We start from the raw sequence: 19,963 nt of genomic DNA, 5'->3' as shown, positions 1-19,963 counted from the left end.
CAATACAAGCTGTAACATGCTTATAAATGCTCTAAAAATTAGCCGGGATGCTTTTTAAAATCTGATTTAAATAATTTAATGGCAATACCACATTAAACGTAGAACCTTCGTCTAATTTACTTTCAACCCAAATCCGACCATGATGTAGCTCCACTATTTTTTTAGCAATTGATAAGCCTAAACCTGTTGATTTTTCGCCTGCCGTTCCTTTTTTTGATAATGCTGTAAAAGGTTCGAAAATAGCCGCTAAATGTTCTTCTTCTATTCCTATTCCGTTATCAATAATTTTTATCAATACATTGTTCTCATCAAACAAAATGGTCTCAATGGCTATTTCTGTATTTTTTCGTCCAAACTTAACCGCATTGGATATGATATTAAAAAACACTCTTATTATTAAGTTCTTATCTCCTTTAATTTCCAGGCCATCAAAATAATCAGTATGTATTGAAATTTCTTTTTTGTTTATCTGGGTTTGCAACATTCTAAGCACCGTTTCAATCGTTTCTTTTAGTAAAATCTTATCTTGCTTTAGTAACATTGTTTTATTGTCTAAAGCAATCGCATCAACTAAATCACTGATTATATTTAATGATAAATCAACGCTTTGATTGATAAGCTTAATAAAGTTTTTATTGTCTTCGCTTAAAACGGTTTCTTCTTCTATAAAGCTTGTAATACTGCTTATGTTGCCTATAGGACCTCTCAAATCATGTGCTACAGTAGCTAATATATAATCTTTTTGCTTGTTTAAAATTTCCAGCTCTTTGTTCTTTTGGGTAATTTCTTCTTTCAGCAAATTGGCATTTTTTATATTTTTCTGGGCTTTATAAATTAAGAAAGATAGAACAATAACTGCTATTGAAATGATAATGATTAAGTAGATGGCCCATGTTTTTTCTACCTTTTCTATTTTTAAGTTTTGTTCTATGTCGGTATAATTTTCAAGCTTTTCGGCTATTTCATATTTATTACTGACACCGCTATCCAGCTTCACTTTTTTAAGGCCTTCTAACGAATCTTTTATTGCAATAAAGTTTTCAAAATCGTATACATAATTAGGGCTTTCGGCCATTTTGTTCCGCTTATATACAACTTCTAAATAATTTAGCCTTTGTTCACTTATTACTTTATCATCATAAAACAATTTACCTAACTGATTCATAACTGAATCTAGTTTTTTTAAATCTTTCTTTTCTAAATATATTTTAGCCAGTTGTGTGCTAATTTCAATTAAGTAGTTATCGGTAATTTTATATTTCTTAATAAGACTAACGGTATAATTAGCAATACTAATGGCTTTATTAAAGTCTTTTTGTAATGAATAATTGACAGCTAAATTGATATTGGCATTTACTTCTCCAATATCTGATTTAAATGACTTTGAAAAATGGATGGCTTGCTTAAAATAAAATTCGGCTAACTTGTAGTTACCTAAATTTCTGTAACATAAACCTATATTATCGAAAGCTCCTCTATAATTATTTGTATCTTTCTTTTTAGCATATTGTTCCAATGCTAATTTAAAGTATTGAATTGCTTTTGAATACTCTTTTTGGTTGTAATAAAATAAAGCAAGGGTTGAGTTGAGTAGTAATGAACTCTCGTAATCATCAAATTTCATCAATATCCTTTTTGCTTTTAGCAAATAGGTTATTGCACCATCAGTATTGTTTATTTTTGCCAATAACTCACTTCTGTAAATGTATAAATAGGCTAAAAGGGTATCGTTTTTTATTTCTTTTGCTATATGTATGGCTTCCTCTGAAGCATTAAAGGCAGGTAGATATTTATTGTCATTAATGGAATAGAACATAAAAGTATTCAACGAATAAATTTGATACTTTTTTTCTTTCTTCTCAATGGCTAATTTAAGTACATAATCATTAATTTCAAAAGCTTTTTCGAAATTTCCAGAAAAATAGTTTTTACGGCTTTCGTCTCTTAAACTATCAAACAAAACATTGTTTTCCTGAGCTATTAAGCGTAATCCACTAAAAAATAAAACTACTAAAAGTACTCCTATTTTTATTTGTTTATGCACACTTAAGGTTGTTACTCTGTACTGTTTCATTTTTAAAAATGGGAAGCCTTGAAGCAAAGTAAGCTAATTATAATTGAATTAAATAACATTTAAAATGTATTTAAAATTCGCTGGCTTCCATAAAAGCCAATAGCTCTCTATTTCCTGAAGAGCGTATACCTTCTTTTTCACCTTCCCACCATTTTTGTCCCTGATGAATAAATACAATGTTTTCTCCCATCACGAACAAGCTCTTCATATCATGGGTATTTATAATGGTAGTTATATTGTACTCTTTAGTAATATCTTTAATCAGTTCGTCTATAACACGGCTTGTTAATGGATCAAGGCCTGAATTAGGCTCATCGCAAAATAAATATTTAGGATTTAAGGCTATGGCGCGGGCAATACCAACACGTTTCTTTTGTCCACCTGAAATATTGGAGGGGAACAGTTTGTTTACATTTACCAGGTTTACCCTGCTTAAACAGAAGTTTACTCTTTCTAAAATCTGTTCTTCTGTAAAATCGGTAAACATACGTAGAGGAAATGCCACATTATCTTCTACATTTAATGAATCAAACAGGGCTGTATTCTGAAACAACATGCCTATGTCTTTTCTTACGTTTATTTTTTCTTTGTAATTGAGCTTTAAAAAGTTCCTGTCATCAAACATAATGCTGCCTGTTTCGGGCGTGAGTAAACCCACCATGCACTTCATTAATACTGATTTACCGCCACCGCTCGCTCCTATTACGAAGTTACACTTACCGGTATAAAAATTGGCTGATATGTTTTTAAGCACTTGTTTGGTACCAAATGTTTTATTTATGTTTTCTAATTTTATCATTTGAATAACATTAATTGTGAAATGATATAATCAAAAAATATAATACTCATACAACTGTAAACCACAGCTTTTGTACTACTCTCTCCTACTTCTAAAGCTCCTCCTTGTGTTCTGAAACCCTGAAAAGCTGAAACTGAAGTAATTAAAAATGAAAAGGTATATGCTTTGGTCATAGCAAAAACGAGATTGTATCCCATAAAGTCGGTTCTCAATCCTTTTACAAAACTTTCAACGCTTATAATTCCTGAGGCCCAACCCGAGATGGCTCCGCCTATTAAGCTTAATAACATAGCATACAAAACCAACATGGGTATGGTTAATATGCCTGATATAATTTTGGCTAATGAGGTATAATTGGCTGCATTTATACCCATAATTTCTAATGCATCAATCTGCTCGGTAACTTTCATGGTACCAATTTCTGAAGCTATATTACTACCTACTTTTCCAGCTAATACTAACGCTGTTACTGTAGGAGCAAATTCTAAAATATTACTATCGCGTACAATACGGCCAATTAAGTAATCGGGTAAAATTCCACTCACTAACTGGTAGCCTATTTGAATAGTTGAAACGGCCCCAATAAATGAACTGATTAATGATATAATGGCAAATGAACCTACTCCGATGCTATTGCTTTCTGTAAAAATCTGCTTTATAAATATTTTACTTTTTTCGGGCTTGGTAAATACTGCTTTTAAAAACAATAAATACTCACCAAAATGTTGAAAAAACTTCATGTTTACTTAGTGAATAATGGGTGCGAAAATATATAATTTTACTTATTATTTAGGGTTTAGCTTGTAAACTCATGCCCCATTTTGTCACGCTTGGTTTCGAAATACTTTTTATTGTGCGGATTTGACTCTACTACAATGGGTACATTTTCTACTATTTCTAAGCCATAGCCAATTAACCCAGCACGTTTGGTAGGATTATTCGTCATTAAACGCATTTTGCAAATTCCTATATCGCGTAACATTTGTGCGCCTACACCATAATCTCTTTCGTCCATTTTAAAACCAAGTTTTATATTGGCTTCAACGGTATCTAAACCTTGTTCCTGTAATTTATAGGCTTTTAGTTTATTAATTAAACCAATACCTCTGCCCTCCTGATTAATGTATATAATAACTCCTTTGCCTTCTTTTTCAATCATTTGCATTGATTTGGCCAACTGATCACCACAATCGCAACGCATGCTATGAAATATATCGCCTGTAACGCAACTTGAATGTACACGTACTAAAACGGGTTCATTTTCTTCCCAAGTTCCTTTTTGAAGCACTAGATGTTCCTGATCGGTATCAATTTGTTTGTATGCTGTTAAAACAAAATGACCATATTCGGTTGGCATATCAACTGATATAATTCTTTGAATTAAACTTTCTTTCTTTAATCGGTAAGCTATTAAATCTTTAATAGTTACTAACTTCATATCAAACTTTTCGGCCACTTTAACCAATTCTGGTAATCGTGCCATGGTTCCGTCTTCATTCAGTATTTCAACTATACAACCCGCTGGTTCAAAACCTGCTAAACGTGCAAAATCAATAGCTGCTTCTGTATGGCCGGCTCTTCTTAATACACCTTCTGGTCTTGCTTTTAATGGAAATATATGTCCGGGTTTTCCTAATTCTTCTGGTTTTGTAGCGGGGTCAATTAATGCCTGTACGGTTTTGGCTCTGTCTTGTGCTGATATGCCTGTTGTACAGCCTTTACCCAATAAATCGACTGAAACGGTGAATGGAGTTTCGTGTAATGTGGTATTATCGCTCACCATCAACTCTAACTTTAGCTCCTGGCAACGGGTATCAATAAGTGGCGCACAAATTAATCCGCGACCTTCTTTGGCCATAAAATTGATAACTTCGGGAGTTACGTTTCGTGCTGCTGTTAAAAAATCTCCTTCATTTTCACGGTCTTCATCATCTACAACAATAATAATCTTACCGTTTTTTATATCCTCAATGGCTTCTTCTATGGTATTAAACATTTCTTGATTTTTGATTTATGTTTTTTGATTTATGGATGTTGAATTTAAAAACTAGCAATTCTGGCCTTGTAACTATCCAATCAAATCATTCAGTCTGGTTAAAAAGCTTTTCAATTCCGTTAATTTCTCAATGGTTTCCTGATTGCTCTGTAATTTGGGCTGTTTATTTAATTTTTCTTTGGCACCTTCAATGGTGTATCCTTCTGTTTTTATTAACCTATATAACAGGCTAAATGTTTCAATATTTTTTTTGCTGTACTTTCTGGTACCTTTTTCTGTTGTATCGGGTCTGAATTGTTTAAATTCTTTTTCCCAATACCTAATTAACGAAACGGAAACATCAAACTTCTTAGCTAGTTCGCCTATATTGATATAATATTTTTCTATTTCTTCGGTTGGCATTAAACAAAACGTGAATCTGTTTCCATTACGTGCCCGCAATTTTTACAAGTACGTGCTTCTTCAGAGCTATAAAATTCTTTAAAACGGGGTAAGAAATCGGTTTCTATATCACTTAACTCAAACTTGTATTCTTTTAACTGATGGTTGCACTTTTCGCAAAACCACATTAAACCGTCCATTAAACCTTTGCCTTTTCTAACTCTTTCAATTACCAAACCAATGGAGCCTTCTGTTCTTAATGGGGAATGTGGGGTATTTGGCGGGCATAAAAACATATCACCAGGGCCTAATTTTATATCAACGGCTTTACCCTCCTCCTGAATACGAACGGTTATTTCTCCTTCTAATTGATAAAACAACTCTTCGGTTTCATTATAGTGATAATCTTTTCTGGCATTTGGCCCACCAACTATCATTACAATATAATCTGTTCCTTCTGGATATAAATTTTTATTAGCAACAGGCGGTTTTAATAAATGCCTGTTTTCATCTATCCATTTTTGTAAGTTAAAGGGTCTTCTTATCATGTTAGTAGTTTTAAATGTGGCTGGTTAAAGATTTCAAATATAAAAAATGCCCTAAATCTTTTTATTATTCAGGGCATTTTAATTTTATGAATTTAATTTTTTATGGTCTGCTAAAAATTTCTCTAAGCCACTATCTGTTAAAGGGTGTTTTAACAAGGCTAAAATACTATCAAGCGGGCTTGTAATAATATCAGCACCTGCTTCTGCTGATTTAATAATGTGTATTGGATTACGTATTGATGCTGCTAATATTTCTGTTTCGTAACCTTGTACTGAAAATATATGCGAAATTTGAGCAATTAGTTCCATTCCGTCAAACCCAATATCATCTAACCTGCCAACAAATGGCGATATATATGAAGCACCTGCTTTGGCTGCTAAAATAGCCTGACCCGCACTAAATACTAATGTACAGTTGGTTCTGATTCCTTTAGTGCTAAAGTATTTTATGGCCTTAATACCATCTTTTATCATGGGTACTTTTACCACTATATTTTTATGCAGTGCTGCTAAAGCCTCTCCCTCTTTAATTATTTCGTCATAGGTAGTTGCAATTACTTCTGCACTTACATCGCCATCTACTAAAGCACAAATATCTTTGTAATGTTGTATTACAGCAGCATCGCCTTTAATACCTTCTTTTGCCATCAATGACGGATTGGTTGTAACACCATCTAAAATTCCTAAATCGTTTGCTTCTTTAATTTGAGCAAGATTGGCTGTATCAATAAAAAACTTCATAATATATTTTTTGGAGCCGCAAATAAAATGAAATTATGTTAATTTATTCTGTTAAATAGTTAACCAATAATATACAAAGTAATGAACCTTTAAATGTCTAAGGGTTTTAAATTTTAAATTGGCTCACTTCTGTTACTTCTCCGGGTTCCATTGTACCTAATACGGTATTTCCAATCCTTACCCTAAAAAGTCGCAATGTTGGAAAACCAACGGCTGCGGTCATTTTTCTAACCTGACGGTATTTGCCTTCGGTAAGTGTAATGGAAATCCAGCAAGTTGGGCCATGCCTTTCATCTCTTATTTTTTTTGTTCGTTCTGCAAAACCTGGCTTATCTGCTAAACGGAATACTTTACATGGCTGGGTAATATATTTTACATTTCTAATCCCAATTTCAACGCCTTTTTGCATTTGCTCAATGGCTTCATCTGTTACTAAGCCATCTACCTGTGCGTAGTATTCTTTTTCTACTTTGCGGCTGCGTATGTATTCGCTTACGGCACCATCTGTAGTTAACAGTAAAAGTCCTTCACTATCCTCATCTAAGCGACCTATGGCCATTATACCATCAGGAAATGGATATAACTCTCCTAAAAGCTTTTTCTTTTTTATATCAACAACAAACTGACTTAGGTAACCAAATGGCTTATGTATAATAAAATGTTTATGGCTTTCCATTTTACTTTTTAAATATTCTTCAAGGGGGTTAATAAATGTTCGAGGCCATTTAGTTTAATTTCGTACATGGTTTCTAACTGTACACCTAGCTTTCCTTTTGGGAAACCTTGCCTTTGCATCCACTCCAAATAGTAGACAGGTATATTACAAATGGTTACATCTTTGTATTTACCATAGGGCATTTTTGTTTGTACTAAACTTAGTAATATTTCTTTTGGGTTATACTCCGGCACTTTGAAAAAACGATTTTATTTCATCTAACTGTTTAATTTTTTCTAAACTTACTGCACTTAAAGGCTTGGGAATAAAATCAATAATTAAAGGGTAAGAATGTGCTCGTTGTTTATCCTCCGGATTTACGCTCGATGACAAAATAACTACTTTAACGCTTTTATGAAAATCAGCAAAATCATTATTAAACAATTCTAAAAACTCCCACCCGTCCATAACGGGCATATTCAAATCAAGCAATATTAACGAGGGTAGGCTTTGCTCTGCAACAGGCAGTTTCCTTTGTTCGTAAAAATAACTTAAGGCATCTTTGCCATTGGTGGCGGTAATTGTTTTTTTGCTAAACGAAGCCTTTTGCATAATCATATTGCATAACATCAATGTTATGGAATCATCATCTACACATAATACTAAAGGAATCATATTTTATTTTTTGGCAAAAGTAATAATAAATTTTGTACCAACACCTTCTTTGCTTTCTACATCTATGGTTCCGCCCAATGAGCTAATTTGTGATTGCACTAAATACAAACCAATTCCTTTGCTGTCAGGATGATTATGGAATTTTTGGTACAAGCCAAAAATTTTCCCTTTTACCTTTTCTTCGTTAAATCCAATGCCATTATCCCGAAAATAAAGCACTGTTTGCCCATTAACTAATTGGGTATATATGCTAATAATTGGATTTCGATCTTGATGTTTATACTTAATGGAGTTGGTAATTAAATTTAAAAATATGCTCTCCATATAAGCATTATTAAAGTATATTTCATTGGACGCTGAGAAATCTACTTCTATTTGTGTGTGTGCATTTTTTATAATAGAGTCAATGGAATATTTTACTTCTTCTAAACACGTATCCAGCTTAATGTATTGTAAATTTTGGTTGGTATTTTCTTTTATAATAAGAATTTTTATCAAATCATTTAATGTCTCGTTTAAATGAAATGTTGATGTTTTAAAGCCTTTAATCAGTTCTTTATTATCATTATCTTCAATTTTACTTAAATCTATTAAATCGGCAATGGCCATTAAATTGGTTACAGGAGCTCGCATGTTATGCGAAGTAATATAGGAGAACTGCTTAAGCTCTTTGTTATTTTGTGTAAGTTCTTTTATCAATTGAAGTTTTTCGAATTCTGCTTTTTTCTTTTGCGATATATCCCTGGAGTTAACAACAATTGCTTTTATTGAAGGGTTATTTAGTTGGTTATTACCTTGGGCTTCTAAATAAATATAATCACCGTTTTTATTTAACAATCTAAATTCGGCAACAGGGCTATTACCTTCATTTTCTATCGCATTTTTAAATGCTTGAGCCACTATTAAGTGATCTTCAGGATGAACTATTTCGAAAATGTTTTTACCTTGTAATTCATTTTCTTCATAACCCATTATCTGTTTTATAGATGAGCTCTGGTATTTTATAAATCCTTTCTCATCTATTAATGAAATAATATCGGAAATATTATGTACCAATGATTTAAAGCGTTCTTCACTTTCTTTAATTCCTTTTTCTGCAATTTTTTTATCAGTAACGTTTCTGATTATAGCCAACACTTCGCTGGTACCAAAAGGCACTATCCTACCTTCAAAATCATATTCCTTATCATTTAAGTTTAACGAATATTCGTAGTTTACCAGCTCCTGACTTGTTACAACATGATTAATTATTTTTATTAACTCATTGCCTAAATCGGGAGCCATAAAATCAGTAGGCTTTTTACCAATAAACTCTTCCGGTGGTACAATTAATAAATCATTGTCAGGTGCATGGTAATCAATAAAAGTACCATCAGCTGAGCTCCTAAAAATTAAATCGGGTAAAGCTGAAATAATTGCTTTTTGTAATGAATCGCTTTCTTGCAACATTTCTTCACTCTGAATCAACCTCTCATTTGCTTTTTGTAATTCTTCCTGTGCTAATTTTTTTTCATGTATATCTGTTAACGAACCTGCCATACGAATGGGTGCATTGTTTTCGTCCCAAATAGCCTGGCCTCTTACTAAAAACCATTTATAGGTTCCTGTTTTTAGTTTTAAACGATACTCATTGCTATAGTTTGTTTTATTTGATAAACTTTTTTCAATAGCTAAAACGGTTCTGTTATAATCATCTGGATGGGCAGCTTCTATTAAAAATTTTGGGCCATCCAAATAATCGTTTTCAGTGTAACCTAACATGGTTTTAAACCGACCTGAAAAATAAACTGAATTGGTTTTCACATCCCAGTCCCAAATACCATCGCTTGAACCGGCTATGGCTACGTTAAAGCGTTGTTCACTTTCTTTTAATTCTTGTTCTATTTTACTCCTTTCACTTATATCGGTAACAAAAGCACAGTTTAATTCTATATCGCCAAACTGAATAAAATTAGCCTTTATTTCAACTAAAAGCTCTGTTCCATCTTTCTTTTTTTGTTTTGTTATAAATTCAAGTGTTTTGTTTTTCTTTAATTCTTCCCAATGGTTTGGCCACGTTTCAATACTATATTCAGGGTTTATGTCTTCTATACTTAAACGCATTAATTCGTCTTTGGTATATCCAAGTGTATTATGGGCAGCTTCGCTCATTTCAAAAAATGTAGCATTTGATTTAATCCAAAAAACGGACATAGTTGCTTTTTGAATGGTAAACTCAACTAAGTGTACCTTTTCTTGTGCGTATTTCTCTGCACTCGTATCTCGTGCATTGCCAATATAAAATTTTTCGTTGCCGCTTTTTACTATTGTAACTCTTGATTTATACCAAATATAATTACCGTTTTTGTGCAGCACTCTATATTCAATTTCATCATCTGTTTTATTGCGTATTAATTTTAGTAAAAAAGCTTTTCTTTCAGCTAAATCATTGGGATGAATAAATATTTCAAATTGGTGTCCTAAAACTTCTTGTGGCTGGTGTCCTAATAATTTTGTCCAACTTGGAGAAATATAGGTAAGTAATCCTTCGGTATTAATCTCATAAATAATATCGCTGGAGTATTCAATTAATTGGCGATAAATAGTTTCTTGTTTTAATTTACTTAATGGAATTGAAATTGTATCACGTACTTGCTGCAACTCTATTTCAAGTTGAGACAGTTTTTGTTTCAGGATAATATTTTCGTTTTCTAAACTCATCAACTCGCCATTTAAACAATGTTATTATAACACTACAATCATACTGATTACATTTTAGTATGGTATGGATATTTAAATCATAAAAGTAATTTCACCTGCTTTTTATTGGTAAGCTTTTTATTTTTTAAACTTTATTACGAACGTAGTACCCTCGCCCTCTATACTATTAACTGATATTTCGCCACCTAATGCTGTTACCTGAGAGTAAACCAAATACAGACCTATCCCTTTACTATCCGGATGATTATGGAATTTTTGGTACAACCCAAATATTTTACCTTTTACTTTTTCTTCATTAAAACCAAGCCCATTATCTTTAAAAATCAATTCAATAAACTCATTGCCTACTCTGGTTTCAATGTGTATAGTAGGTTTTCGTGTTGTGTGAGCGTATTTAATTGAATTGGTTATTAAATTTAAAAATATACTTTCCAAATAACCTTTATTAAACCTAACTATTGGGGCTTTAGAAAAATTAACATTAATAACTGCATTTGAATTATTAATAATAGAACTGATACTTTCACGTACATAATCAAGCACTACTTTAAATTCAAGGTCAAATACTTTTTGGTTGGTATTTTCTTTTATAATTAAAATTTTAATTAAATCATTAAGTGTCTCATTTAAATTATGGGTTGACTGCCTCATTGCTTCTATTAAAGTCAATGTTTCTTCATCAACAATTTTTGAAGTATCTAACATTTGAAAAATAGCCAATAAATTAGTTAATGGCGCTCTCATGTTATGTGAGGTAATATATGAAAACTGTTTTAACTCCTTGTTATTGCTCGTTAATTCATTGATAAGCTTTTTACGCTCATCATCCATTTTTTTCTTTTCTGTTATATCTTTGGTAGCTGAAAAAATCAGCCCTTCTTTAACCAGTGGAGTACATGTCCAAGCCAGCCATTTTATTTCACCATTTTTAGCTATAAATCTGTTTTCAATATAAATGTTTGAATTATTATCCAAAAAGTTTTCAGCCGTAAATAGTGTTTTATGCTTATCATCTGCATGGACAAATTCTATGAGTGGTACAGCCAATAACTCCTGCTCTGTATAACCTAAAATGTTGGTAAAAGCCGGATTTATTTTTTTTAAATAGCCATCCATACCTGATATGGAAAGCAAATCGGGTGATAAAGTAAAAAACTGGTTCAGTTCTAATTCTTTCCTGTTTTTTTGAATATCAGCTCCTATTTGGCTTGTTAGTTTATTAAGTAAATCTGCATATAGCTGGTCTTTGGTAAATGGCTTGTTTGAAAATAAATTAAACACGGCTACTACCTCATTATTGAAATAAATCGGCAAGGCCATTCCACTTACTAAACCTGCCTTTTTAGCACTTTCTTTTCTTACAAAAATAGAGTTCTGTAAATCCTTTATGTATATTCTTTCTTTGTTTAACCAGGCTGTACCGGGTAAACCTTCTCCTTTTTCTATGGTACTTATGCTAGCATCGCTCCGCTTTAAAAATATTTTTTTATTGGCACTCCAATCTGCCCTAAAAACCATTTTATTTTCATCAATATTCAGCGACCAAACTTCACCATATTGAAAATCTAAATATCTGCAAACTTTTTCTATTACTTCTCCTAAAGAGTTTTCTAGATTATTACTGCCATTAATTGACTTAACTATTTCAAATATGGCTTCTTTTTCAATTATATTTTTATTGCGCTCTGTTGTATCGCGTTGAATAGAAACCCAGTTGGTATATGAACCATTCATATCGCCAATGGGAACAATAGCTAAATTAACCCAAAACTCTTCCCCGTTTTTTTTGTAATTGATTACTTCAATTTCGCAAGGTTTAAAGTTTTTTAAAGCTCTGTCTAAGCGGTCTAATGATTTTTTATTTGTTTTAGGTCCTTGTAATAATTTGGGTGTTTTACCAATTACTTCTTTTTTGGTATAACCTGTCATTTTGGTAAAAGCTTCGTTTACAAAAACTATTTCATAACCTTCTTCTGTTGCATTGGCTCCTGTTATTAAAACACTATCTGTTGAGTTTGTAATAACGGATTCATACAATTTCAACTGTTGTTCTTTTTGTTTCTGCGAGCTTATATCCTGCATAGCTCCTATCATTCTAATGGCTTTGCCATTTTCATTCCTCACTATTACACCTTTATCTTCAACAAAGGCATATTCGCCATTTGATTTTAAGTATCGATATTGAGCATTCCAGTTATTTTCACCTTTATCTATTGCTTGTTGCAAGCTATCAAATATGCGTTCTCTATCTTCTTCATGAATAAAATAGTTTGATTCATTAATGTAATTATTACTTTCAACTACATTATAACCAAACAAAGTATGGTAACCTTTACCCCAAAACAAATGGTTGGTTAGTAAATCCCAATCCCAAATAGCATCAAATGTAGCTTGCGTAACATATTCAAATCGTTCGTTGCTGATTTTTAAATCTTTTTCAATTTTTTTACGTTCACTAATATTTTCCATTGCCATTAATAAACCAACAACCTCATTGTTTTTATTTGTAACTGGCGAAAACTTAACATTAAACCAATTCTCCTGATTGGCTTTATTTTTTTTTCCAAGTAAATCAAAATCCATTTTATTACCTGCCAGCACATTTTGAGCATGCTTTAAAATATTCGCTCTTGAATCTAAAGGAAAATAATCTAAATAATACGCATCATTAACTAACTGTTTTTCGTGCTCTTCAATGGTATATTTTTCAGCAGTAGCGTTAAATGAAACTATTCTTAAATCGGCTGAAAATAAAATAAAACCTATTTCTGTATTATCAAAAACAGAGCGAATCTGGCTTTCTGATGCCTGAAGTGCATCTTCTACTTTTTTACGGTTGGTTATATCGTTAACCAAAGCACAATTTAATTCAAAGTCTCCGTATTGAATATAATTGGCATTAATTTCAACATCAATTAAAGTACCGTCTTTACGAATATGTTTGCTTTCAAAACTTAGGTGTTTTTCTTTTCTTAAATGTTCCCAATGCTCTGCCCAAGCTTCTGGTGTGTAAGTGGAGTCAATATTAGCAACTGATATGTTTTTAAACTCTTCTTTAGTATAACCTAGCATTTTATAAGCATAGTCATTATAGTCTAAAAAAGTACCATCAGGCATATTCCATAATATGGAACTTTCTATATTATTTAAAGTAAATCTTGATAATACTACTTCTTTTTCAATCTGTTTCCTTGTGGTTATATCCCTTGAATTAATTATAATACCATTTACAGCGGGATTATTCAATTGGTTATTTCCACTGGCCTCAAAATATATATAATTGCCACTTTTACTTAAAAACTTAAATTCAATTAAATTGCTTATTCCTCCCTTTTCAATACCTTTTTCAAATTCTTGTTTTATAAGCGCTAAGTCGTCTTTATGAATATAATTTAAAATATTTTGTCCAATTAATTCACTTTCCTCATAGCCTAATATGTTTTTGATGGAACTTTGAAACACAACTTCTAAATCACTATTTACAACCGTTATTACATCTGCTAAATTTTCAAGTATGGCCTTTAATTTGGCTTCGTTTTTTTCTAATGTATCTGCTGAGTTTATTGCTTGTGTTTGATTACCGTTATTGAATGTGATGTAATAATACTGCTCGCCATTTTGTTCATCTGTGAAGGAAGTATTAGCAACAAACACAGGGAAGCTAAACCCTTCTTTATGAATACCAATAAATTTTGTTAAGGGGCTTATTTGTTGTTTAATAAAGCTAGTAAAATCAAGGCTTCCAGCAGTACTTTTAACTAAATCATTGAATGAATAATTCAGTAACTCTTCATTACTATATCCGAATATTTTGCCGGCTGTATTATTGGCATTACAAATATTACCTTTTGCATTGGTTACAAATAATGCCTGATTTGCATTATCTAATATAGTTTTTAAAGTATTATAGTTAATTGAGCTATTCAATTTTATTATCAATTATATTTTACTGAAATCCTTTACACATTTTTGATAGACCTTTAATATAAAATTTATCTCAAATGGTACGAATCAAAAATAATTCACTTAGAACTATTTTGCTGTATCATTTTATAGAGTTTTATAGTTACTTGCTAACATTAACGCGACAAATACATAGCTCACTTATAAAATTATTATTCTGCAAAATAATGCTTCACTTCTTTATTTTGTCTTAATTCCTTTAAATTATCTATTCCTAATGCTTTGTCTATAAAACAGAAAATCATTGGATTTTGATCTGCTTTTATTTTATCTTCCGGATTAACACTGGAAGACAATAACGCTATTTTTATATTGGGATAAATACTTCCGTACTTTTTAGCAAACAAATCTAAAAACTCCCATCCATCCATAAGCGGCATGTTTAAGTCAAGGAAAATCAAATTGGGTATTTTCCTGCCGTTTTCGGCCAATTCATCTTGTTGTTCAAAATAATTAAGTGCTTCTCTACCGTTTTCAGCAGTTACCACCTCTGAACAAAAACTTGCCTTTTTAAAGTTTAACTTGCTTATCATTAAAGCAACTTTATCATCATCAACGCAAAGTACTAAAGGAATCATATTGGTCTATTTGTTGTTAATTTAAAAATGTTATTGTAAAAGTGGTGCCTTCATTTTCTTTACTGCTTACTTTAATATTCCCGCCCAAAGAAGTCACCTGCGAATATACCAAATATAAACCAATCCCTTTACTGTCGGGATGGCTATGGAATTTTTGATACAATCCAAAAATTTTACCCTTCACTTTTTCATTATCAAAGCCTAATCCGTTGTCTGTAAAAACAAGTTCTATGGTATTATTGATAGTAGTGGTAGTAATGCTCATTTGGGTCCTTCTATCCGGGTGAGCATATTTAATTGAATTGGTAATTAAATTTAAAAATATACTTTCTAAATAACTCTTGTTAAAGTTTACTTTTTCTGCTTTACTAAAGTTACTTTTTATACTTGCTTTGGCATTTTTCAATAGTGAATCTATTGATTTGGTTACTGCCCGTACTGAATCACTAAAATATATTTCCTCTACATCCTGGTTTGTATTTTCTTTTATAATGAGGATTTTTATCAAATCATTTAAAGTTTCATTTAAGTGATACGTTGATGTTTTCATAGCATCTAATAAAACTTTTGTCTCCATATCTGTAATTTTAGATAAATCTAAAATATCGAAAATAGCCAATAAATTGGTTAATGGAGCCCTCATGTTATGGGAAGTAATATAAGAAAACTGTTTAAGTTCTTTGTTATTTTGGGTTAACTCTTTTAGTAAATGTTCTTTCTCTTCCTCTGATGTTTTCCTTGCTGTTACATCTCTTTCTATTGCAATCCAATGTGTATATTTACCTGTTTCATTTGCTATAGGTACAATGGAGAAATTCATCCAGAACTCTTCACCATTTTTTCTATAATTAATTACTTCGGCTTCTACTGGTTGCCAATCATTCATTGCTTTTTTTACACGCTCTATTTCTTTTTTATCGGTATTAAAACCCTGAAATATGTTGGGACTACATCCTATCAGTTCTTCTTTTGAATAGCCAGTTATTTTACAAAGTGCATCATTTACATATATAATTTTTTTACTTGCATTTGCACTGAATTCGTCCTCTAGTATTATTACACCGTCTTTGGCATTAATAATTACTGATTCTAATAATTTAAGCCTATGCTCTTCTTGTTTTTGTTTGGTTAAATCCTGCATAGCACCAATCATACGAATGGCATTACCTGCTGCATCTCTCACTGCAATGGCTTTATCTAATACGTAAGCATAAGTTCCATCGGCTTTTAAATACTTATATTCATAGGTCCAGTTTAACTCTCTTCCTTGTAAAAAAGTATCTAATGATTGTATTACATTTTTTATATCGTCTTTGTAAATTCTGTTCTTCCACTCATTTCCTTTTACAAATTCATTGATATTGGAATAACCGAATAATGTTTTAAAACCACTTCCCCAATATATTAAATCATTCACTATGTCCCAATCCCAAATGGCATCAAACGTAGCTTGTGTAACATATTCAAAGCGCTCGTTGCTTTTTATTATTTCCTCCTCGGCCTTTTTCTTTTGGGTTACATCACGTGCAACACAATACATTAACTGGTCAGTTGAGTCCCATCTGGCTGACCACGATAATGGAACCATTGTTCCGTCTATCCTGATATACCTGTTTTCGAAATTAGAAGCCAACTGACCATTCATAATCAAAAACATTGATTTTTCAGTGTCTGCTATATCAGCCTCATAAACAAACTCGTTGTATGATTTTCCTTTTAAATAATCAATTGGAAAACCAAGTATATGTTCTGCCGCTTTATTTAATAAAACAAATTTCCCTTCTCTATCAATGGTGCAAATAATATCCTGAGAAGCGGACATAATTTTAGTTAAATCGTTTTTAGCTTTTTCAATAGATTGACGAATTAATTTATCAGCCGTTATATCGTTAGCAATTCCATATACTCCCGTAATTTTATTGTTAACTATAATAGGTAAAACTATTAAGGCTATGAGTATTTCTTTTTGCTTCGCATTGATTATCCTTATTTCAGCTTCGCTAACCGCGCCCTTTTTAGCATCATCAAAATAGGTACTTACACGGGCTAAATCATCCTGATGGATAAATTTATTGAAATTACTATTTAAAATTTCTTCTTTGGTACAATCTGCTTTTTGTGCAAAAACATCATTAGCGCTAATAAACTCACCCTCTAAATTAACGGAAAAAACGGCTGCCGGATTCTGTTCGTATAGTGATTTGTATTCTTGCTGGCTAATTTCTAATTTCTCTTGTATTATTTTTTGTTTATCTATATCCTGAAAAATTCCAAATAAACGGGAACACTTTCCATTTCTAAATTCCGCTTCTCCTTTTACCCTAATCCAACATTCTCTTTGCTTAATGGTAACAATTTTCAATTCAATATCAAAAGAAGAGCCTTTGTCTACGGCCTCTTTCAATAACCTATTAATCGTTTTTCTATTATATCCTTCTTTATAAAAATTGACTGCTGTTTCTAAATTGGGAACAAAATCACTAGGTACTTCATGAATTTCTTTTGTTACCTCACTCCAATAAAGTGTATTGTGGAACAAATCCAATTCCCATCCCCCTATCCTCCCCACTTTACTACTTTCTTCCAACATTCTTTCTGTTTTTCTAATTTCAGAAATATCTGTTATTACTTTACTAATTCTATCTTCACCTGTAACAAAATCTTTGAATACAACTGAAGAAAACTCCACAGGAAAATATTCTCCGTTTTTTCTAATGCCAATGGCTTCTCCTTTTATTCTTCCTTTTTTAAATTGGGCTTCCAGTAATTTTGAAAACTGTGGGTCGTCATGGTCAATTATATTTTGACAGGCATTTTGTTTAAGCTCTTCTTCTGAATAGCCAAATATTTCAATAGCCGCATTATTTACTTCTAAAATTGTTCCATCAGGTTTGGTCAATAAAAAGGCACTCATTGAGTTTTCAATAAACGCTTTGTATTTTTCTTCGGTAATATGTCTTTCGGCTACTGAATGTGGATTAACGATTAAATCTAATGAGTTCTTAACGGTGTCAAGTTCTAAATCATCAAAAAAAACCTCTTCAAAAATTACCATAAATAATTTTGTCTTGACGCCATTTAACAATAAAACTTTAACTGATAATTGTATATAATAAGTACTACCTGTTATGTTTATTTTTTTAATAGCGCTTTTAGTATCTTTTTGCTCTTTGATAGCGCGTGAAGTAATGGAGCTTACTTCTGTTTGTAAACTACTATTAACTATTTCTAATAAATTATTGTTGTAATAGGTAGGGGGTAAAAACAACTCTATATTTCCGTGTATACTCTGTATTTCGTAATATTCATTAATGATTACAAATGGATGTTCAAAACTACTAAATAATGTCTCCTTTAAGGCCTTATCAAATAGGGATAATTCAGTATTAATATTTGTCATTAATTGTTTATTGCTAATATTCGTTTATTAATAGAATTATTCTATTCTCATTTAAAGTATTGGTCAATATAAATTATAAATACTGTTTCAGAAGATATCGTGTTAATTGCCCCATGATGTCTTTTAAATATTCTACTCAAGTTCTTGTCTAAACTGATTAAAAAAATAAAATCATTGAAACTAAAAAAACAACCACTAAAACAGCTAATTACTCAAACTAGCAGTTGCAATTAAAGGGATTTTGGATAAAATACAACAAAATAAGGCTTATTTAGCTAAAATAAATTAGCTACTTAATAGAATCAATAACTAAATTGTATACACTTAATTAATTTAAAAAATTGTACCATAAGATTTTAGTACCTGTCATCCTAGTATGTTGCTTTGGTTTTACTTCGCAAAATGTACGTGATAATAATGACCGTTGGGAGTTGAAAAAAGACCAGAATAATATAAAGATTTATGTAAAAAAGAATAACAACTACGCCATTAATGAAATAAAAGCAGTGACTAATTTTAATTCCAATTTAAACGGTTTAGTAGCTTTTGTAAAAGACATTGCTATACATGAACAATACATTGAAAGATGCAAAAGTGCTTATATCATCAGAAATGTGAATGATTCTGAATTGTATTATTATCAGGAAACGGAAGCACCCTGGCCAGTGGCTAATAGATATGTGGTTATTTACTACAAAATAAGGCAGGCCTCAAATAAAACAGTGGTTATACAATCAAGTAATATACTTGGCTTATTACCTCCAAAAGCTGACATGGTAGAAGTACCTGCCTTAAAAGCAAGCTGGACATTTACACCAAAAGCAAACGGAATAGTGGAAGGTGAATATTATTTGTATGTAAATCCGGGAGGTAATATTCCTGTTTGGCTGATTAATTTATTTTTGGTTGATGGCCCGTATAACACCCTCCTAAAAATGAAAAAACTTTTAGCCCAAGGTAAATACCAGGGAGCTAAAAGTTCTTATATTAAAGACTAAATAAGTTTACATAGCAGCTTCAACTACTTCTGGCACTTCTGCTTTTTGAATAAGCTGTAAGTTTAACTCACAGGCTTTATTTACACTAATTTTAACACTTTTTTCTTTTAACCATTGAGCAATAAGTTCATTATCGTTCATTAAGTTTAATAAATCAAAGGCAGGAGCTGTTGAATTTGATTTATTGATTGCTTTACCGTTTACAAGCTCTAAGTTAAAGATATAGCCTAATTTATTTTTAGCTCCGGTAGAAACAAATTCATGTTTGTAAATTTGTAATTTTTGATCACTATCCTCAGTTTTTTTTAGTAAAATTCTGATTATAGGAAGGTATTTCTTCCAAAGCTGTGTATAAACGCCTGCATCTCTCATAATGAAAATATATCCGATTTTTTGGTAAGTGCAAACTTATACATAAATTATTTGAATAAAAGATAATTGTTAAAATAATTTAA

General features: G+C 31.5%; 16 protein-coding genes. 1 reads left to right on the top strand and 15 read right to left on the bottom strand.

Annotated elements, in window-relative coordinates:
* Positions 1 to 31: 31 nt before the first annotated feature.
* From V4538_11890 to V4538_11825, 14 genes are all read right to left on the bottom strand, one after another.
* A complete protein-coding gene (locus tag V4538_11890; protein MES2381737.1) occupies positions 32 to 2,074 on the bottom strand; it encodes a tetratricopeptide repeat-containing sensor histidine kinase in 2,043 nt (680 codons plus the stop codon).
* Positions 2,075 to 2,144: 70 nt separating this feature from the next.
* A complete protein-coding gene (locus V4538_11885; protein ID MES2381736.1) occupies positions 2,145 to 2,873 on the bottom strand; it encodes an ATP-binding cassette domain-containing protein in 729 nt (242 codons plus the stop codon).
* Positions 2,870 to 3,613 (bottom strand): ABC transporter permease, encoded by a 744-nt coding sequence (locus V4538_11880; protein MES2381735.1) that lies wholly within the window; start codon positions 3,611 to 3,613, stop codon positions 2,870 to 2,872. The genes V4538_11885 and V4538_11880 overlap by 4 nt, the downstream gene beginning before the upstream one ends.
* Positions 3,614 to 3,669: 56 nt before the next feature.
* Positions 3,670 to 4,869 (bottom strand): bifunctional 3,4-dihydroxy-2-butanone-4-phosphate synthase/GTP cyclohydrolase II, encoded by a 1,200-nt coding sequence (locus V4538_11875; protein MES2381734.1) that lies wholly within the window; start codon positions 4,867 to 4,869, stop codon positions 3,670 to 3,672.
* 72 nt (positions 4,870 to 4,941) lie between these two features.
* Positions 4,942 to 5,271 (bottom strand): MerR family transcriptional regulator, encoded by a 330-nt coding sequence (locus tag V4538_11870; protein ID MES2381733.1) that lies wholly within the window; start codon positions 5,269 to 5,271, stop codon positions 4,942 to 4,944.
* Positions 5,271 to 5,798: a 3-hydroxyanthranilate 3,4-dioxygenase gene (locus V4538_11865; protein MES2381732.1), complete on the bottom strand. Its 528-nt coding sequence runs from the start codon at positions 5,796 to 5,798 to the stop codon at positions 5,271 to 5,273. The genes V4538_11870 and V4538_11865 overlap by 1 nt, the downstream gene beginning before the upstream one ends.
* A gap of 84 nt (positions 5,799 to 5,882) precedes the next feature.
* Positions 5,883 to 6,539 (bottom strand): fructose-6-phosphate aldolase, encoded by a 657-nt coding sequence (gene fsa, locus V4538_11860; protein ID MES2381731.1) that lies wholly within the window; start codon positions 6,537 to 6,539, stop codon positions 5,883 to 5,885.
* Positions 6,540 to 6,645: 106 nt separating this feature from the next.
* Positions 6,646 to 7,215 (bottom strand): pseudouridine synthase, encoded by a 570-nt coding sequence (locus V4538_11855; GenBank protein ID MES2381730.1) that lies wholly within the window; start codon positions 7,213 to 7,215, stop codon positions 6,646 to 6,648.
* A gap of 8 nt (positions 7,216 to 7,223) precedes the next feature.
* Entirely contained in the window at positions 7,224 to 7,397 is a 174-nt protein-coding gene (locus V4538_11850) for a DUF3820 family protein (protein MES2381729.1), read from the bottom strand.
* A 37-nt stretch (positions 7,398 to 7,434) separates the two neighbouring features.
* Positions 7,435 to 7,869, bottom strand: a complete 435-nt coding sequence (locus V4538_11845) for a response regulator (GenBank protein MES2381728.1) — start codon at positions 7,867 to 7,869, stop codon at positions 7,435 to 7,437.
* A 3-nt stretch (positions 7,870 to 7,872) separates the two neighbouring features.
* Positions 7,873 to 10,569 carry a PAS domain S-box protein gene (locus tag V4538_11840; GenBank protein MES2381727.1) on the bottom strand — a complete coding sequence of 899 codons (2,697 nt, stop codon included), beginning with the start codon at positions 10,567 to 10,569 and terminating at the stop codon, positions 7,873 to 7,875.
* Between the two features lie 117 nt (positions 10,570 to 10,686).
* Positions 10,687 to 14,496 carry a PAS domain S-box protein gene (locus V4538_11835; GenBank protein ID MES2381726.1) on the bottom strand — a complete coding sequence of 1,270 codons (3,810 nt, stop codon included), beginning with the start codon at positions 14,494 to 14,496 and terminating at the stop codon, positions 10,687 to 10,689.
* 188 nt (positions 14,497 to 14,684) lie between these two features.
* Positions 14,685 to 15,110, bottom strand: coding sequence for a response regulator (locus V4538_11830; GenBank protein MES2381725.1), 426 nt, complete (start codon positions 15,108 to 15,110; stop codon positions 14,685 to 14,687).
* A gap of 16 nt (positions 15,111 to 15,126) precedes the next feature.
* Complete coding sequence (locus tag V4538_11825) at positions 15,127 to 18,510, bottom strand: PAS domain S-box protein (protein MES2381724.1); 3,384 nt, start codon at positions 18,508 to 18,510, stop codon at positions 15,127 to 15,129.
* Positions 18,511 to 18,851: 341 nt separating this feature from the next.
* On the opposite strand from V4538_11825, the gene V4538_11820 reads away from it, so the two are divergent.
* Positions 18,852 to 19,508 (top strand): START domain-containing protein, encoded by a 657-nt coding sequence (locus tag V4538_11820; GenBank protein ID MES2381723.1) that lies wholly within the window; start codon positions 18,852 to 18,854, stop codon positions 19,506 to 19,508.
* Between the two features lie 6 nt (positions 19,509 to 19,514).
* On the opposite strand, the gene V4538_11815 is transcribed toward V4538_11820, so the two are convergent.
* A complete protein-coding gene (locus tag V4538_11815; protein ID MES2381722.1) occupies positions 19,515 to 19,880 on the bottom strand; it encodes a hypothetical protein in 366 nt (121 codons plus the stop codon).
* Between the last annotated feature and the right edge of the window lie 83 nt (positions 19,881 to 19,963).

It is taken from the genome of Bacteroidota bacterium (assembly GCA_040388375.1).
GTDB lineage: Bacteria > Bacteroidota > Bacteroidia > UKL13-3 > UKL13-3 > JAAFJM01.
Note: the sequence above shows the minus strand (reverse complement) of the source record. Positions and strands in the feature narration are given on the sequence as shown.

What these genes read in the sequence shown, in the direction of transcription:
- V4538_11890 (MES2381737.1), bottom strand. Translation starts at nt 2,074, where the DNA reads ATGAAACAGTACAGAGTAACAACCTTAAGTGTGCATAAACAAATAAAA.
- V4538_11885 (MES2381736.1), bottom strand. Translation starts at nt 2,873, where the DNA reads ATGATAAAATTAGAAAACATAAATAAAACATTTGGTACCAAACAAGTG.
- V4538_11880 (MES2381735.1), bottom strand. Translation starts at nt 3,613, where the DNA reads ATGAAGTTTTTTCAACATTTTGGTGAGTATTTATTGTTTTTAAAAGCA.
- V4538_11875 (MES2381734.1), bottom strand. Translation starts at nt 4,869, where the DNA reads ATGTTTAATACCATAGAAGAAGCCATTGAGGATATAAAAAACGGTAAG.
- V4538_11870 (MES2381733.1), bottom strand. Translation starts at nt 5,271, where the DNA reads ATGCCAACCGAAGAAATAGAAAAATATTATATCAATATAGGCGAACTA.
- V4538_11865 (MES2381732.1), bottom strand. Translation starts at nt 5,798, where the DNA reads ATGATAAGAAGACCCTTTAACTTACAAAAATGGATAGATGAAAACAGG.
- fsa (MES2381731.1), bottom strand. Translation starts at nt 6,539, where the DNA reads ATGAAGTTTTTTATTGATACAGCCAATCTTGCTCAAATTAAAGAAGCA.
- V4538_11855 (MES2381730.1), bottom strand. Translation starts at nt 7,215, where the DNA reads ATGGAAAGCCATAAACATTTTATTATACATAAGCCATTTGGTTACCTA.
- V4538_11850 (MES2381729.1), bottom strand. Translation starts at nt 7,397, where the DNA reads ATGCCCTATGGTAAATACAAAGATGTAACCATTTGTAATATACCTGTC.
- V4538_11845 (MES2381728.1), bottom strand. Translation starts at nt 7,869, where the DNA reads ATGATTCCTTTAGTATTATGTGTAGATGATGATTCCATAACATTGATG.
- V4538_11840 (MES2381727.1), bottom strand. Translation starts at nt 10,569, where the DNA reads ATGAGTTTAGAAAACGAAAATATTATCCTGAAACAAAAACTGTCTCAA.
- V4538_11830 (MES2381725.1), bottom strand. Translation starts at nt 15,110, where the DNA reads ATGATTCCTTTAGTACTTTGCGTTGATGATGATAAAGTTGCTTTAATG.
- V4538_11825 (MES2381724.1), bottom strand. Translation starts at nt 18,510, where the DNA reads ATGACAAATATTAATACTGAATTATCCCTATTTGATAAGGCCTTAAAG.
- V4538_11815 (MES2381722.1), bottom strand. Translation starts at nt 19,880, where the DNA reads ATGAGAGATGCAGGCGTTTATACACAGCTTTGGAAGAAATACCTTCCT.